The organism is Albibacterium sp., from assembly GCF_035514885.1.
Classification (GTDB): domain Bacteria; phylum Bacteroidota; class Bacteroidia; order Sphingobacteriales; family Sphingobacteriaceae; genus Albibacterium.
Genome location: NZ_DATJCH010000012.1, coordinates 109,802 through 126,495, shown reverse-complemented (window position 1 = coordinate 126,495; position 16,694 = coordinate 109,802). Strand labels below are relative to the sequence as shown.

14 protein-coding genes are annotated in these 16,694 nt (G+C 36.7%); 5 read left to right on the top strand and 9 right to left on the bottom strand.

What is annotated here, in order from left to right:
* Positions 1 to 59: 59 nt before the first annotated feature.
* From VL047_RS04375 to VL047_RS04365, 3 genes are read right to left on the bottom strand one after another with little or no spacing between them, the layout of a single operon-like run.
* Positions 60 to 614 carry a Crp/Fnr family transcriptional regulator gene (locus tag VL047_RS04375; protein ID WP_325358879.1) on the bottom strand — a complete coding sequence of 185 codons (555 nt, stop codon included), beginning with the start codon at positions 612 to 614 and terminating at the stop codon, positions 60 to 62.
* A 52-nt stretch (positions 615 to 666) separates the two neighbouring features.
* Entirely contained in the window at positions 667 to 1,056 is a 390-nt protein-coding gene (locus VL047_RS04370) for a DUF1398 domain-containing protein (RefSeq protein WP_325358878.1), read from the bottom strand.
* Positions 1,057 to 1,089: 33 nt separating this feature from the next.
* Entirely contained in the window at positions 1,090 to 1,653 is a 564-nt protein-coding gene (locus tag VL047_RS04365) for a DNA-3-methyladenine glycosylase I (protein WP_325358877.1), read from the bottom strand.
* 118 nt (positions 1,654 to 1,771) lie between these two features.
* Here VL047_RS04365 and VL047_RS04360 point away from each other — a divergent pair, with 118 nt between their 5' ends.
* On the top strand, positions 1,772 to 2,752 hold the full coding sequence (locus VL047_RS04360; protein WP_325358876.1) for a hypothetical protein: 981 nt from the start codon (positions 1,772 to 1,774) through the stop codon (positions 2,750 to 2,752).
* 93 nt (positions 2,753 to 2,845) lie between these two features.
* Here the strand turns inward: VL047_RS04360 and VL047_RS04355 are convergent, their stop codons facing one another.
* From VL047_RS04355 to VL047_RS04340, 4 genes are read right to left on the bottom strand one after another with little or no spacing between them, the layout of a single operon-like run.
* Positions 2,846 to 4,795: a c-type cytochrome gene (locus VL047_RS04355; RefSeq protein WP_325358875.1), complete on the bottom strand. Its 1,950-nt coding sequence runs from the start codon at positions 4,793 to 4,795 to the stop codon at positions 2,846 to 2,848.
* 27 nt (positions 4,796 to 4,822) lie between these two features.
* Positions 4,823 to 6,217, bottom strand: coding sequence for a DUF1080 domain-containing protein (locus VL047_RS04350; protein ID WP_325358874.1), 1,395 nt, complete (start codon positions 6,215 to 6,217; stop codon positions 4,823 to 4,825).
* Between the two features lie 39 nt (positions 6,218 to 6,256).
* A complete protein-coding gene (locus VL047_RS04345) occupies positions 6,257 to 7,885 on the bottom strand; it encodes a RagB/SusD family nutrient uptake outer membrane protein (RefSeq protein ID WP_325358873.1) in 1,629 nt (542 codons plus the stop codon).
* 34 nt (positions 7,886 to 7,919) lie between these two features.
* Entirely contained in the window at positions 7,920 to 10,910 is a 2,991-nt protein-coding gene (locus VL047_RS04340) for a TonB-dependent receptor (RefSeq protein ID WP_325358872.1), read from the bottom strand.
* A gap of 178 nt (positions 10,911 to 11,088) precedes the next feature.
* Here VL047_RS04340 and VL047_RS04335 point away from each other — a divergent pair, with 178 nt between their 5' ends.
* Both VL047_RS04335 and VL047_RS04330 read left to right on the top strand, forming a co-directional pair.
* Positions 11,089 to 12,471 carry a HAMP domain-containing sensor histidine kinase gene (locus VL047_RS04335; RefSeq protein WP_325358871.1) on the top strand — a complete coding sequence of 461 codons (1,383 nt, stop codon included), beginning with the start codon at positions 11,089 to 11,091 and terminating at the stop codon, positions 12,469 to 12,471.
* Complete coding sequence (locus VL047_RS04330; RefSeq protein ID WP_325358870.1) at positions 12,468 to 13,169, top strand: response regulator transcription factor; 702 nt, start codon at positions 12,468 to 12,470, stop codon at positions 13,167 to 13,169. The genes VL047_RS04335 and VL047_RS04330 overlap by 4 nt, the downstream gene beginning before the upstream one ends.
* A gap of 4 nt (positions 13,170 to 13,173) precedes the next feature.
* On the opposite strand, the gene VL047_RS04325 is transcribed toward VL047_RS04330, so the two are convergent.
* Together VL047_RS04325 and VL047_RS04320 are read right to left on the bottom strand one after the other, a co-directional pair.
* On the bottom strand, positions 13,174 to 13,911 hold the full coding sequence (locus tag VL047_RS04325; RefSeq protein WP_325358869.1) for a copper homeostasis protein CutC: 738 nt from the start codon (positions 13,909 to 13,911) through the stop codon (positions 13,174 to 13,176).
* Positions 13,912 to 13,929: 18 nt separating this feature from the next.
* Complete coding sequence (locus VL047_RS04320) at positions 13,930 to 14,958, bottom strand: N(4)-(beta-N-acetylglucosaminyl)-L-asparaginase (RefSeq protein ID WP_325358868.1); 1,029 nt, start codon at positions 14,956 to 14,958, stop codon at positions 13,930 to 13,932.
* 242 nt (positions 14,959 to 15,200) lie between these two features.
* Between VL047_RS04320 and VL047_RS04315 the strand changes: the two genes are divergently transcribed.
* Both VL047_RS04315 and VL047_RS04310 read left to right on the top strand, forming a co-directional pair.
* Complete coding sequence (locus tag VL047_RS04315) at positions 15,201 to 15,791, top strand: NADPH-dependent F420 reductase (protein ID WP_325358867.1); 591 nt, start codon at positions 15,201 to 15,203, stop codon at positions 15,789 to 15,791.
* 26 nt (positions 15,792 to 15,817) lie between these two features.
* The gene (locus VL047_RS04310) at positions 15,818 to 16,576 is read left to right on the top strand and encodes a glucose 1-dehydrogenase (RefSeq protein WP_325358866.1); all 759 of its coding nucleotides are present in this window, start codon (positions 15,818 to 15,820) and stop codon (positions 16,574 to 16,576) included.
* Positions 16,577 to 16,694: the final 118 nt, after the last annotated feature.

Sequence of the window (16,694 nt, the reverse complement as noted above, 5' to 3'; positions counted from 1 at the left end):
GAGCAAAATTAAACCGTCCAAGGGCGGCTAGCGATAACATTTGTTATTAAACGTCGCAATTATTCCTTTCTGGCCAATTTGCTTTTTATACGGCTAAGATGAACTTTTGTAATACCTAAAAAGGAAGCGATATAATGTTGAGGTATACGCATGATAATATCCGGACGTTGATTCAGTATTTCTTCATAACGTTTTTGAGGACTGTCTTTAATATGTGAAAGAAGCAGTTTTTGGCAGTAGACAAGTCTTTTGAATAGATGCTCTTCAATATCCAATTTTATGCTTGGAGTACTGTCCATAACAAACTGAAAATCCTTTCTTGATATAGATTGTAGAATACAAGGCTCTATGGTTTCGATACTAAAAAGACTGGGTTGATTCATTTTAAAACTCTCAAGAGATGAGACGCTATCTCCTTCGAAAAAGAACTGGGTTGTTATATCGTTTCCGTCATTATTAAACCAAGTGCGTAAACAACCTTTTTCTATACGATAGAGATTTTTTGAAATATCTCCTTCACGCAAAAGCACTGTTTTAGCAGGTAATTCGTGACGTTTAAAGAGATGATTGAATTTATCCCATTCATTAATTTTGGCTATCGTTCTTTCGTTCATTCTTATTTTCTTCAATCGTCTTTCTAGAACAAATTTAAAAAACTTGTTCTTATCATTGAGGGATTTGCTCTTTCAAGATTTCATTTCCTGATTTATCAAAATAAGTACAAGTCATTTTTCCTATATGCATTTGCCACTTTTCAATGCCAAACTCTGCACACATTTCAACAAAAGTCAAATAATTTGTCTTTCCTTGCTGATGCTCTTGTAAGCCTTGCTTGAACTGTTCTATATTGCATCTATCTGCAATAGTTAGCTCTGGGTACTCTGCCGGTCCAGCTATTTTATATTCATTAGAACCATAATAATCAGTTCGTCCATTTGAAACAAATGTTTCAAAATACATTACCCCAAATTGCTTAATTTCCTGAATATATGCGGGAAAATCTGCACCTGATTGCACTTTACTGTGCGCCTGCTTGATTTGTGCTATTGTAAACATTTTATTGATTTTAATTGTCAAATTTGTGGATTGCTAATCAGATCGCCGTCCCGACACCCACTTTGGATTTTGCTTCAGAATCGCTTTGTGAATAGGGCAATTTTCAGAATGAGCTCCATATAAATAACCAATACTCATTAGAAATTCGTTTACAATTTCGCCACCTGTAAAGCGGAATGTCTTTTTGAATAACTTTACCCATTCCTCTCTCGTTTTCGGATGATGATGTTCCAACCACTTTTCAAATGAGCCAAACTCTTTTTGCAATTGAAGAATAGCTTTCGCGTTGTCGATAGCTGCATTTACCTTTAGTTTGTTGCGAATAACACCAGCATCCGATAAAAGCCTTTCCCTGTCTGCATCTGTATAAGCAGCAACTTTCTCAATGTTGAAATTATTGTATGCTTTTCGGAAGGAAGATTCTTTCTTTAGGATAGTTTCCCAGCTCAAACCAGCTTGATTAATTTCCAGAATCAGCCGGCCAAACAATTCATTATCGTCGTGAATCGGGAAACCATAATGAAAATCGTGATATTTCTTATGTAAAGCCTTTTTTTCTTCAGATTGCATGGCTTCAATAGCAGAACAGTAGGACATAGCTTTTTAAATATATTAGATAGTATGAAATTACTACAAAAATAGTCCTTTTATGGAATGATTTTAGCTCTCATTCTCAGTAACTTTGGTCTATCCAGTTGAAATTAAAGATAATTTTATGAAAAAGCTACCTATAAAAAAAACCGGATATTGTGTGTTAATACTTCTCTTTATAGCCGTGGGATGTAAAAAGACTGACTCTAACATTCAAGAGAAAAATGGCACGCTATATTACTCTTCTGCAAGCGCGTTGGTTCAATATAATTTTCAATCAAAACAGGAAATAACACTCTTTTCAGGAGGGGATAATTATAGAATTTCTGAAAATGCAAAGCAATTCCTCTGGTATAAAAACGATTTTACTAGCGGGAATACGCAGATCCAAGTTCATAACCTGCAAACACCAACCGAGTATCAAACTATTGAGATTCCTGTGATCATTGAACACACTCCACGTTTTGCTATAGGAAAAACAGATCTATTTGCAGCACTTGCAAGAGCTGAAGACGACCCCATCAGTCGGACAGATCTTATTTTCTTTAACACTGAGAATCAAATTACCGGACGTATTCCTCATGTCAAAGATTTTGTATTTTTACCTAATGGCAAAGATTTGGTATTATCTGCTGAAGCGCTCAATACCCAAGGAGAATCCATAGGTTTTGCATTAGCGATTTTAAAGAATTATCAATCTGAGGAGGATCAACAAAGCATTATCATTCATGAATATCCCGATTATGCTCAATTACCGGAAGGAATAGCAGTATCACGGAATGGACAACAAGTCGTCTTTACACAATCCGATCATCTGTTTACAACAACTGTTCAGAAAGATAACACGCCAAAGCAAATAACGCAATCACGTTTCCGAGAAACTGACGCGGCATGGAGTCCGGACGGACAATCCATTATTTTTACAGCAAATATTACAGGAGTAGCGGAATGTGGCGAAATACGCATCATGCCGGCGAATCCAAATGAACCGATACCCGTACCAGAAGATGGTGTTAATAATAAACCAGTGGACCCTTTACAACCTTTGGATTCAAAGGGTGAGGTTATTCACGCATGTGCATCAGAATCCTTTATCTGGCTGTAAATTAAGAATACCCATTGAAATTTAAAAAACCTGCAATCAAAAGATTACAGGTTTTTTTTATGCTTATTAAGACAGTGCGAGAGCTATCTTAAATTAATTTAAAGAATTGATCCATGCAGCTATTTTTAAAGCATCACCTTTTGAAACTTGAGGCATGGGTGGCATTTCAGTAGCGTAACCAGGCCAATTTGCAGGTTTTGGATTATAGATTAACTCTACAATTTCTTCATTGGTGTATTTTCTTTTTGCAATTTCTTTAAATGCAGGGCCTACTTGTCTAGTATCGGCATTATGACATGCAATACAAGTGTTTTTAGCTAACAATCCCTGTACTTCTGAAAGTGTAGGCACTCGTTCTACATTTGCTTTCGCTTCAGTTTTCTTTTCCGGTATTACCTTAGTAGTTGACTTGGTCGATGGTTTCTTGACAGGAATTGAAGAATCTTTTGTACTTAATTCTGCCAACGACAATTTAGCTCCACTTGGAATATTATGTAAGGTGTAATAAGCTGTAGGGTGAATCAAAGAATAGAAAGATTCTTTAGAACGTATTCCATTTAAGGTAAGAGTATGTATATAATGCTTTCTTAAATCATCGGTTACAATGCGAACTTTTAATCCATCGTTTGATAATTTTACTCCTTTAATTACAGAAGTTTCTTGATTGACCGTTGGGCTACCATAAACCGAGTTGTACTTATAGGTAAATGTCTCTAATGAATAAGAGGCAAGATCTTCTGCCGAATTTTTATCCACAGGTAAAGTAAACTCGATTTCAAAACCGTCTGGCATTGCTTTTATATTTTTCATTTCAAAAGGCATGTCCTTTTGATTGAAAATTAAGCGTTGTAAACCTTCGTTTGCATCTCCAGCAGAGCCCCAGCCCCGATTCGTTTCTCCAACAAATAAGGAGCCATCTTTAGCCCAGGCTAATCTTAGTACTCCTGAACGAAAACCACTTCTTAATGCAATTGCTGCACCCTGATATTCGCCATCTACTTTTTCTAACATAACTCGAGTAATCATACTCATCCCTTGGTCTCCGATTAAGACCTGACCGGCAAAGGGACCAAAAGTATTTTCAGGAATCTCGATAGGTTCAGAGTTTGAAATACCTAAAATTGCATGCGGAAGCCATACTGCCGGAAGCTGAAGTTCTGGTATTGACATCTTTGCTTCGGCTCTGGTTTTAAATTCACCTTGAATTATATTCTCAGGCTTTATTGCTCTTCCATTTTCATCTCTAATCCTACGTTCATCAACTAAATCAAAGAGAGTCTGCTGTTTAAGCTTTAATGGAGAATTTGCCTCTCCGGTCCAAACCAATCCTGCTGGGTGTCCTGTAAATGAGCCTTTTGGAACTCGCCAAAGACCTCCTGATCCAAACCAATCGCCTTGATTATCGGTATAAAAAAATTCTCCATTGATAAAACCTGGTCCAGCTGGCGAGCGCATACCAGTCGCCCAAGGTTTCATGGTTCCGTCTTCAAAGATTTGCATGGTCCAGCCTCTCCAAGGCACTCTACTTTCGCCACGCCACCATTCTTCATCTCCAAAGGCAACATTGCCCGTTACAAAAAATGATCCATCAGGTGCTATTTTTGGGCCGAAACTATATTCATGGTAGTGTCCAGAAAGAGGCCATGCGTAAATGGTTTTATAAACATCAGCTTTACCATCTAAATCTGTGTCTATTAATTTAGTGAGTTCTCCACGCTGAGCAGCATAGAATGCACCGTCTTTATAGGCTAATCCTAAAATTTCATGTAAACCTGATGCAAACTTTTTAAAATAAGGTTTAGCACTGGTCGGATTTTCAACAATATAAACATCACCCCTTCTAGTGGATACGCCCAAGTTTCCGTTCGGCAAAGTAACCAAACCTCCTACTTCAAGTAAAACATGCTCCGGAGCGGGCAACTTTACTATTTTATAGAAATCTTCCTCTTTAGGTGTTTCTTGTGCAAATGTTAAGATTGTGCCAAAAGAAAGGAGAACTATTAAGATGCTTTTAGTATAAAAATGAATAAGATTCGATAACATATAACAAGTTTTTTTATCTGATTTCGATTAAAATAATATTGAATAATTAAGATGATCCTTAATTGGAGCGATCAACTCTTTCTCGCCATTTACATCCCGTAAAACAACTTGGCTCTTTGGATCCTGTAATTGCAAATAATATTCTTTATCGCCAATAAGATAGTACCCGTTTTTAATTTCTAAAATCTGTGAGGACTTCGCCAATCTTACATACATATCGTTCCCATTTTCAACCGTGATTTCTCTACTTATTCCACTCCCATCATTTAAGACACTTAATTTGTCTTTAATTTCTGAATCGAAGATTCTGTAAACAAAAGTGGGAATACCGACAGAATCTACTGTATAACCATCGGGCTTGTAATGCGAATTCAATGTATCTATAGGCCAAGCTTCCTGTTGATTGGATAGCTTTGCAAGGGTAAAAGCCGGATGGCCAAAATATTGAACAGCACCCATAGGAATCGAGGTTCCATTACCTCGACCATCCCACATAGGTGTTGCGTCTAGAAATTGGCCACGCCAAGCCTGCACCAACATACCGTGATCCATGTCATAAGTATAATGAACGTTATTAGCGCTACCTACAGAAACTGCATGTACCACTCGAACGTCTTTATCTACATCCATGAAACTTCTTAATATCGTATTTTCATTTGCCTCTACAAGAATAGGATCAGCGGCATAACCCCCTTCATTCTCTTTCACATCCTTCTCTTTTATTTCGGAGATAACCAGGTCTTTAAATGCAATAGCGCCATGGTCTCCTTGAATTCGTAATGCAGCTTTTGCTACTTCTTGGTTACTGATTGCCCCCGGAGTAGGATTAAACAATTCCACGTTTTCCTGAACCAATACTCCGTTTAACAATACTTTTAAGATTCTCGCATTTTGAATTTTTTCTCCTGAAGAATTAAAGCGTGGGGCTTGAAAAGAAATTTTCAAATCCTGCCACAAACCCGGTGCTTTTGATGCATTGATACGAGGTGCTTTCAAGTTGTAAATTCCACCATTGCTAGCTGAAGTACTGTTTGATAAATTCCATGAGTCTCCGAGTTGTACCTCATAACGACCTTGTAAGTAAATACCTGAATTCCCGTTTTTAGACATTAAAAACTTCATTTCAACATCTACATCACCGTATTCGAGCAAGGTATAAAGGTCTGTTCCTTTCACCTTTTTAGTTGGTAAATTAAGCAATACGCCTTCTCCGTTAACGGCAGATAAAGTATTGGCTACATTAATGTAGCCATTTACATCTCCAACAATAGTCCAGCTTTTACCTGGATCGTTAAAGGCATTAAGATTCTGTAATGGAATCGGATTTGATTTTTCTTGTCCAAATACTGCATTTGTTTGACTAGTCAAGACCAATGTGGTACTCAGCATTAATAAGTAGACGTTAATTAAGTTTTTTTTCAAAGTAAATGGTTTTAGTTTTTTTATTCGCAATAATAAGATTTAGTATCCTGGATTCTGAATTAAATTAGGATTTGCTGCAATTTGTGTATGAGGAATTGGATAAATCTCCCTATTTACATCTCCTGTTGGCTTATGATCCCACCAGGTTCCATTGATGTATTCGCCAAATCGAATTAAATCAGTTCTCCTTTTTCCTTCAAAGACAAACTCTCTACCTCTTTCTGCAAGCAATTCATCTAAAGTTAGTGTGGCAGTAGTGTATCTTGCAGCTGGCCAATCAGCGGCCGAGAATGCTCTCTTTCTACTTGCATTAATCAATTCAACTGCTTCGGATGTTGCTGATCCTCCATTTTTTCGCATAATGGCTTCTGCTTTATTAAAGTAGATTTCAGTTAAACGGTAAAGGATATAATGATTTTCTAAGTAATTAGGATCGTCTAAGGTTCCAGATTTATATTTATTGAAACGTGCACCGCTATTTTCTTCTCCTTCAGCCATGCTACCTTCACTTGTTAAATCACCTTCACTTTCACGACGAATACTGTTTACGAAAACAAGAGGTTTTCCGCTCCATTCTTCACTTCCCATAACTGGAGTAGTTGTTTGGTATTTATACTGAGGGCCAAATAGGAACCATTCTTTTTTACGTAAATCATTTTCTGCATAGGCATCAAATGCACTAGGCACTACTACAAATGCATTCCAACCTCCGTACCCTACGTTTAACACTTCTTTCATCGAATCGTAACCCATAAAGAATCCACCCCAACCAAATTCAAAACCACCTTTACGGCTATAAGCAACTTGAAAAAGCGCCTCTGGTGAAGTTTTATTGACATTACTGAAATTTAATTCTAGATCTGGGGCTAATTTTGGTCCACCATTAATACCTCCGGCAGATCCATCAATAATTTTGTTAGATGCTTCAATACACTTATCCCACATCTGCGTTCCATACCATTTTTCTGCATTCAGATACAGTTCTGATAACATAGCATAACCAGCTGCTTGTGAAACTCGACCAATTAATTCATTTGAATAAGGTTGTAAAGCGGGAACATAAGTTTCCAGTTCGCTTTGAACAAATTCAAATACTTCTTTACGAGGGTGGGTTGGTGGGTTTACAGGTTCACCAACGGTGGTTACGATAGGTACATTTCCCCATAAATCCATAATTTTCATGTAATGAAAAGCTCTCAATACTTTTAGCTCAGCTAAAACCGAGTTCATTTCAGTTTCGGTCATACCTAATTTAACGTAATCTAATTTTGATAAATCTTCTATGGCTGAATTCACATAACCTACTCCTGTCCACATTAATTCCCACGTGCTTCTCATTCTACCTTCATTTGAGGTCCAAGTATGATAATGCTGGCGAAAATGGTCTCCTCCATCGTAACCATGACGACCTTTCTGAGGCCATGCCAACTGATCAGACGAAAGTTCAGAATGATAATAATAGGCACTTTGGCCTGTAGGTGCAAGCCAAGCTTGCATATGAGTAAATGGTCTTAAAGAGGCCTGCATTACCTCAAGTTTATTATTATAGAAATTATTCTCGTTCAATTCATTGTACAGTTTTTCATCTAGTTTTGTACAATTGCTTAGCGATACCATACATAAGCTTAACATGCTTATAAAAAGGCCTTTATTTATATATTTCTTCATTGATGTCTTATTTAAAATTGTTAGGAATTATAGATTAGAAGCCGACATTTAATCCGATTGTCCATGATTTCGTTCTTGGATAAAAATCTCTTCTATCTACTCCAGTTTCGAATCCGGTATCTTGTAACTCAGGATCTATTCCACTATATCCTGTTATGGTCGCTAAGTTCCTTCCTGAAACATACAGGCGCATATTTCGTATGTAAGGAGTTTTTAAGTTAAATCGATATCCTAATGTAAGGTTATCCAATTTCACAAAGTTTCCTCTTTCTAAATAATAATCAGAGTATTGTGGATCATCATTTAGTTCACTATTCTTTCCTATTGCACTTTCTAACACGTTATTTGGCAACCACTTCTTATTTCCGAAATAAAGTTCTTTAGTATTTAAGATATCGAAATCAAATTTTCCTCTGAAAAACACTGTTAGATCAAAATTTTTATAGTTAATGGTATTACTTAAACCGGCATTGTATTTAGGAACCCCATTGCCAATGATGGCTAAATCATCGTTATTCATTTCACCTGCCAGTGCCACACTTCCATCTGCCTTATAAAAAAGCCATTTTCCTTCATCATTGAATCCTGCAAATCGTTTTCCGTAAAAGTTTCCTACTTCTCCCCCCTCTTCCAATCGGAATGCGTTTCCTAAATTACCGGGAGATGGAAGTCCGTAAAACTCTAAGTAGTTTGCTTGAAAAACATCGTTAGACAACTTGGTAAGTTTATTGAACTGAGAGCTTGCAGTTAAGCTTACATTCCAACTAAAATCGTCATTTTGAATAGGCGTTCCAGAAAGTAAAATTTCTACTCCCTTATTACTAATTGAGCCTACATTAGTATATAACGTGTTTCTAACAAATGGAGGTTGTTGTGCATTATATCGATACAATAAATCGGTAGTATTTCTTCTATATACGTCGATGGATCCAGTAATACGATTAGCAAAAGCACCAAAGTCTAAACCAAAGTTCCATTCTGCTTTACGTTCCCATTTCAAATCAGGGTTAGGGTTTCTGGCTGCACCGTATGTTTGATAGTAAACATCATCAATAGGATATACTCCTCCAGTTCCAAGTGTTACTAAGGATTGGTAATTTGGAATACCTTGGTTACCTGTTACACCATATCCTACACGAAGCTTCAAATTGTTGATGGCAGTAATTCCCTGCATAAACTCTTCTTCCGAAAGTGTCCATCCTAAAGACATAGCAGGAAAATTACCCCATTTGTGATTGGCACCAAAACGGGAAGAACCTTCTCTACGTAATATTGCCTGTACAAAATACTTTCCGTTATATGCGTAATTAACTCTACCAAAAAATGCAGCTAGACGATTATCAAATTTATTGCTGCCCATGCCGGGTCTAGGTAATAAATCATTATTAATTGCACTTCCTGCACCGATATTCCAATCAAGAAAACCATCTGTTGTAAACCCATTGTTATTGACGTTAAAGGTTTCTTCAGAACTATATTGGTAACTATAACCTAATACTGCACTTAAAGCATGAACCTCGGCAAAGGTTTTACTATAATCAATTGTGGATTCAAAAGTTTGAGTCCAGTTTAAAAAATTGCTTTTATAGGCATAACCCATTCCTTGATAATCCGAGTTAGGACGTTGATCCCAATCATTTTTTGATCTATATTGCCTGTCATTGTAGTTGTCTCTAACATACGATCCGAAAGCAGAAGCTGTTAATCCATCAATTATTTCAAGGGATAATTTTGCGTCGCCAGAAAAAGTCTGTTGATTTCTCTCATTAATTCTGTTTGCAAGACGAGAAAGAGGATTGTAATTATTAAAAGCTTGAGTTTCAACAAAAGTACCATCCTCATTATAAATTGGTGCAGTAGGGTTACGTTGAATTGCTTGTTCGAAGAAACCACGATCACCACCTAAAAGATTGGCTCTGTTAAAATTCGTTGCCACATTCATTTGCAATTTTAATCGGTCTTGCAAACCAGTTTGGTTGAAGTTTAATCGTCCACCAAACTGTTTACGCCCGTTTTGAACAGCAATTCCATTTGCATCATTATAAAACAAAGATGCTCTGTAATTTGCTTTCGCTGTTCCGCCAGAGGCTGCTAGCGTATGATATTGGCTTAAATTATCCTTATCCACTAGAAGGTCATACAGATCGGTAGAGGAACCCAGGTCTTGGGAACTATTGATTACACCGTCTTTAATTAAATCTCTGAACTGATTTGCACTTAAGTAGGCAGGCTTTTTATCAATGAACTCCCGCTGAAAATAGGTTGAATATTCATATACAGGGTCACCTGCTTTTCCTTTTTTAGTAGTAATTAAGATTACCCCTGCATTTCCACGGGTACCATAAATTGCTGCTGCTGATCCGTCTTTTAAAACATCAAAAGACTCGATGTCTTCTTGTTGCAGTAAATCTAGGCTTCCACCGGGGATACCATCAATTACAATCAGTGGCTCGCGTGTTCCAGTGAGTGAAGTGATTCCTCTAAGTTGTATAGCTGTACCTGAATTTGGATTGCTTCCTTCTGCTCTGGTAATATTCAATCCCGCTACCTTTCCTTGAATTAAATCCATTGCAGATCTTGAACCGCCTTGGTTAAAGTCTTCCTCTTTTACAGTAGCAACTGCAGAAGTAACTTCGCTCCTTTTTTGAGTTCCATATCCAATTACGACTACTTCATCTAAAAGCTTTTTATCCGCCTGCATTGCAACATTAATCACGGTACGATTTCCCACTGTTTCTTCTTTTACTAGGAAACCTATGTAAGAAAATACGAGGACATCTTCTGGTGATGCTTCAATCGTAAATTGTCCTTCTTCGTTTGTTACTGCGACTTTTGTAGAGTTTTTCACACTCACGGAAACACCAGGCAAAGTTTCCTGATTAGCTCCATCTCTCACAACTCCTTTAATGGAATTTTGTTGTGAATAGGCATTATTTAAATTAAGAAGCAGGAAAAAACCTAATAAAGTAAAAAGGGCTCTTAATCTAAAAAATACCAGTTTTTCTTTTGGTAATGAATTTTTCATAGAATTTGATTAATCCAATAAATGATTTGGTTATAAATGATTTGGTTAACTGTAGGGTAAAATTAGATATTATTGATGGGGGGCTTTGTTAATGAAATCCTAACGAATTGTTAATGGATACTTAACGGGATTGTTCTTAAATAAATTTCTCTATTTTAGTTATTTCCAAACCTAACACATGAGTTCAACAATAAAGCTGTATAAAGTTATTGCCTTCTTAAGTTTAGCAATATTAATTTTTGTTCAATCCAGATTGCTTTATAATACCGTTATATTAAATAACAAACAGTATTACTTAAATGAAAAGATGGCAATAAGCGAAAGCTATAATCAAATTATTCATAATGATAAACTCTTTCCAGGAGGACAAGAGATTATAGATGATTATATATACCCTAACCTGCCTCAATTAAAGATACTTTATAGCACAACCCCAAAAGGATTTACTGAAAAAACTGAATTGATAAGCGACAGTCTTTTAAAAAGACTCAAACAATCGAGTAATATGAATGATGTGATTAATCGTATCATTAAAAAGAATCACTTAAAGGAAGATCTACGTTACGCTTTGGTTATAAAAAGTCTAAACATCACTTTTGACGGAACCCAATTTATTAATTTGTTTGAAAGGGATTCCTCGAATGAACATTCTTCGATAATTAGCGGTGGTTTGACTGAACTCAATCCACAGAATTTAATAACTTCATTAAAGGTAAGTAGCTCAGAACCGAATTCTTATTCCATTGTCTTTCTTTTGCATGTGGATACACAAAACAGAAGCTTAGCGATTTTAAAAAGTTCCCTGCCTGCCTTTCTTCTGTCATTTATTTCCATTGTTTTAGTTATTGGAATTTATTTTTCCACCTATAGAAACTGGTTAAAGCAAAAAGCACTTTCTGAAATAAGATCAGACTTTATAAATAGTATAACACATGAATTTAATACACCCATTGCAACTATCCTTGTGGCTAATAAGAGCCTACAAAGGGATAATAATAATGTGGTGTTAACAGATGTTATTGAGCGGCAAAGTTTGCGATTAAAAGCTTTAGTAAATCATGTTGTGGACACCGCAAAGTTTAATAAAAAAGAAATAAAAAAAACAAATTTAGAACTAATAGGATTTATAAAAGAAATAACACAAGATTACGAATTAAAGAAAGATGAGAACGTAAAGTTTAGCAATAATTTTGATAACATTGAACCTATTTTTATTAAAGCTGACCACTTTTTATTGATAACTTTATTAAATAATATTATTGATAATGCCATTAAGCATAATCTTTCCCCATCTAAACTAATTCATTTTGAAATAGAGAATAATAATAATGAAATACGACTCAACATCACGGATAATGGTGTAGGGATTCCAGAGAAGTCGCGTAAAAAAATATTTGAGAAATTTTATCAAGCACGTATTATAAAGAATACAAGCGGTTTGGGTTTAGGGTTATATTATGTAAGTGAGATTGTAAAGATACACGAATGGCAATTGGAGGTCCATAGTAAGAATGGTCACTACACAACATTTTGTATCATTATTCAAAAAGCAATATTATGATAAAAAATATACTTTATCTAGAGGATGAGAATGATCTTGGAAATGTGGTCAAGCAATACTTGGAGCTTGTAGGATTCAAGGTGAGTTTGTTTAAAACTGCCGAATCTGCTTATAAAACGTATTTAAAGGATCAGGATTTTGATCTTCTAATAGTAGACATTTATCTTCCTGGTTGTAATGGTTTTGATTTTATAAGTAAGATTTTAAAATTAAATCGAGATCAGCCGTTTGTGTTTCTAACTGCAAGAAATGAAAAACCCGATCGGCTTACCGGGTTAAAGCTTGGAGCAGATGATTATATTACAAAACCCTTTGATATTGATGAATTGGTATTAAGAATTAACAATATTCTTAAAAGAAGTACTGAGAAAAATCATTTAGATAATCCGAATTGTCTGAAAATCGGTGATGTTATTTTTAACCAGGATCTTTTAAAGTTGACCTTTGCAAATAATAAAGAAGTGTTCCTTACGATTAGAGAAGGAGAGCTTTTGCTGTATCTGTATCGGTTTAGCAATCGAGTTCTTTCTAGAGAAGAAATTCTGACAAACTTGTGGGGTGAAAACGATTATTTTATGGGTAGAAGTTTAGATGTTTTTATTTCAAGGCTCCGTAAAGCACTCTCGCCATCAAAAAGAATTCAAATCAATAATGTTTATGGAGTTGGATTTGTCTTTCAAGATATGGATTCTAAATAAAGAGTTAATTGCTATTTGCCAAATCAATTAATTCTTTTACCAACTGGCTGTCGGTAAGATCATGGCTAAACTCATCAGCAGCTGCTCCCATACTTAGTTTCTGATTCTTGAATTGCATTTCGCTACTTGAAGTATGCCTTGCAGAAGCGTGGAATTCTATAGCATCGGTAATTTTGATGAGTTCGGTAATGTTTGTTTTGGATATACCCGCACCAGGCATCACTATAATTCTGCCGGCACTTTGCTCAATTAGCTTGGCTAAAGTAGCGGCACCTTTCAAAGCAGAAGACTCGCCGCCTGAGCTAAGCACACGCTCACAGCCAATTTCGATAATATCTTCCAAGGCTTTTTCGAAGTCGTTACTCATATCAAAGGCACGGTGAAAAGTTACACCCATGGGACTGGCCAGCTCTACTAAAACCTTACATCTTTCTTTATCAATGCTGCCATCTGCCTTTAAAATGCCAATGACTACACCATCACATTTTAAAGACTTACATATTTTAATATCTTCCTTCATTAGCTCAAACTCCAACTGCGTATATAGAAAATCACCTCCCCTGGGGCGTATAATTGGATATACCTTAATCTGTAACATCTTTTTAGCCATGGCTATTTGGGCATAGCTGGGTGTGGTACCTCCTTCTGCCAGATTATCGCAAAGCTCAACCCTTATTGCTCCTCCCTTTTGTGCTGCAATTGCCGACTCTAAAGAGTTGGCACATACTTCCATATTAATCATCCGTTTTTTTAAGTGCTGTTAATAATAACTTTTCCCAGAAATCAATAGATCATTCTTTTGTGCGTTGCAAACTGCATAACTAAATCCCTTTTGTATAGCATAAGCACCATACTGACCCATTTTATTGAGGGCTAAAAAGCCTACTTGTATGTTTTTAGCTATATCTGGTTTTTTCTTTATAATCCGCATCACAGCCTCTTTACAGGCATCTTCGGGTGAATATCCTTGGCGCATGAGTTCTACAACCAGAAAACTGCCTACATTCCGGATTACTTCTTCGCCAACTCCTGTAGAAGTAGCTCCTCCAATTTCATTATCTACATATAAACCTGCTCCAATAATGGGACTGTCGCCTACTCTCCCATGTAGTTTATAAGCCATTCCACTGGTGGTACAAGCACCAGACAGGTTACCTTTTGAATCTAAGGCTAACATGCCGATTGTATCATGATTGTATTGATTACCAGGTAATTTTTGAGGAGTCACCTTATCAAAAAGCTTATTCTCTATATTCACTACCGGCTGATATTTGGCTGTTTTATACCATTCTTCCCAAGCCTTTGCACTTTCTTTTGTGAGCAGGTTTTCTTTCTTAAAGCCATTTTGCAGGGCAAATTGAAGTGCACCATCACCAGCAAGCATTACGTGAGGTGTTTTTTCCATTACCTTGCGAGCAACAGAAATGGGATGCTTAATATGTTCGAGTGCAGCTACGGAACCACAGTTTCCAAATTCGTCCATGATACAAGCATCTAAGGTTACAAAGCCATCTCGATCAGGTAAACCTCCATACCCAACAGATTGGTTTTTAGGATCTGCCTCTGGCACCCAAACACCTTGCTCTACTGCATCAAGCGCTCTGCCGCCAGTCGATAAGATATTCCAAGCTGCTTGGTTTGCCGCAATCCCGAAGTCCCAAGTAGAAATAACAATTGGTTTGTTTTGTTGCTTCGGTGGATTAATAATGGTCTTTGCTATCACCTTTGTGCCAATAGCACTTAATGAGACAGACATTCCTGTTAGCTTTAAGAATTTTCTACGATACATATACTAAGTTATAATTTCCTGGCCGAATTATCTCTGTATAAATATATAAATAAAGATGGCTTCCATTTACTCCACAATGATACTTAATGGGCATTCTGCGGGGAAAATCTTTGATCTCTCATCATGCTTTTTATTTTTTGGTTACCTGAAAGTAACCACTATCACTTACATTAGTTTCATAAGTATACTATCGATAGTATCTTTGTGATACAAATTGATAATTAATTTAAAAATTAAAAAAGATGAAAATAGGAATTATTGGTGCCGGAACTATCGGTACAGCATTCGCAAAACATGTAGCCGCTGCAGGTTACGAAGTGGTTATCAGCAATAGTCGTGGAGCAGATACACTTAAAGAAAAAATAAAGCAAATCGGTGGCAATATTGTAGCTGGTTCGGTAGAGGAAGCAGCCAAGGCTGATGTAATACTTCTTGCTGTACGTTGGCAACAAGTAGCCGAAGCATTGGATCCTCTTTCATTGGAAGGTAAAGTTGTGATAGATCCAACTAATTGGGACAGTCCGGAATTTGTGTTAGCAGAACCGGGCTCGAAAACATCCAGTGAAGTAGTATGTCAATTGACTAAAGGTGCAAAAGTTGTTAAAGCCTTTAATACTTTATATGCACAAGTATTGGCTGCCAATCCACAGGTTGGTGGTGGGAAAAGAGTGATTTTCTATTCAGGAAATGATGATGATGCCAAAGCAATAGTAGCAAGTATTCTTAACCGCATCGGGTTTGCGGGTGTTGATTTGGGCAGTCTGCATGAAGGTGGGAAACTGCAACGATTCCCTGGCGGACCGTTATCAACTTTAAACCTTATCAAATTATAAACTAATAATATTAAAAACTAAAAGAAATGGCTAGATTAGAAAACAAAGTAGCGGTAATTACAGGCGCCTCAAAAGGAATAGGTGCAGCTATCGCCAAACATTTTGCAGCAGAAGGTGCAAAGGTTGTAGTAAACTATGCTTCAAGTAAAGAGAGCGCAGATAGTGTAGTAAAGTCTATCACAGATAATGGAGGCTCAGCCATTGCAGTAAAGGCTGATATATCGAAGGAAGCTGATGTAACAAGGTTGTTCGAAGAAACAAATGAGGCATACGGCACTTTAGATATCCTTGTAAACAATGCCGTTTTCCAGCAATTTTTACCCATTGATCAAGTATCGGTAGAAACTTTTCACAAGCATTTTGATGTCAATGTTTTGGGTTCTATACTTACCATCCAATCTGCTTTGAAGCTGTTTGGTGATAAGGGTGGCAATATCATTAACATCAGTTCAGGGTCAAGTAAAATGCCACTTCCGGCAGCCTCGTTGTATTCTTCAACTAAAGCAGCATTGGATGCTATAACAATTGCCTTGTCGAAAGAATTGGGTACAAGGAACGTTCGTGTTAATTCTATTATGCCAGGAGCTACAGAAACAGAAGGAGCAGCTACTGCAGGTGTCACTGCCGGCAGTGAGTATGAAAAAATGTTTATTGCCAAAACGCCGCTTGGACGTAGAGGACAACCTGAAGATATTGCAAAAGCTGCTGTTTTCCTTGCTTCTGATGATGCAGCTTGGATTACAGGTGAGCAAATTTCTGTTTCGGGTGGTATGTATGGTTTCTAACTTTAATAAAATTAAAAAGCCTTCAAAATCATTTGACTTTGAAGGCTTTTTTTGTGAACCTGTTAGGACAGAACCTAAACTCATTTTTGGAAATATGAAATATGCAATACAAGGGGCG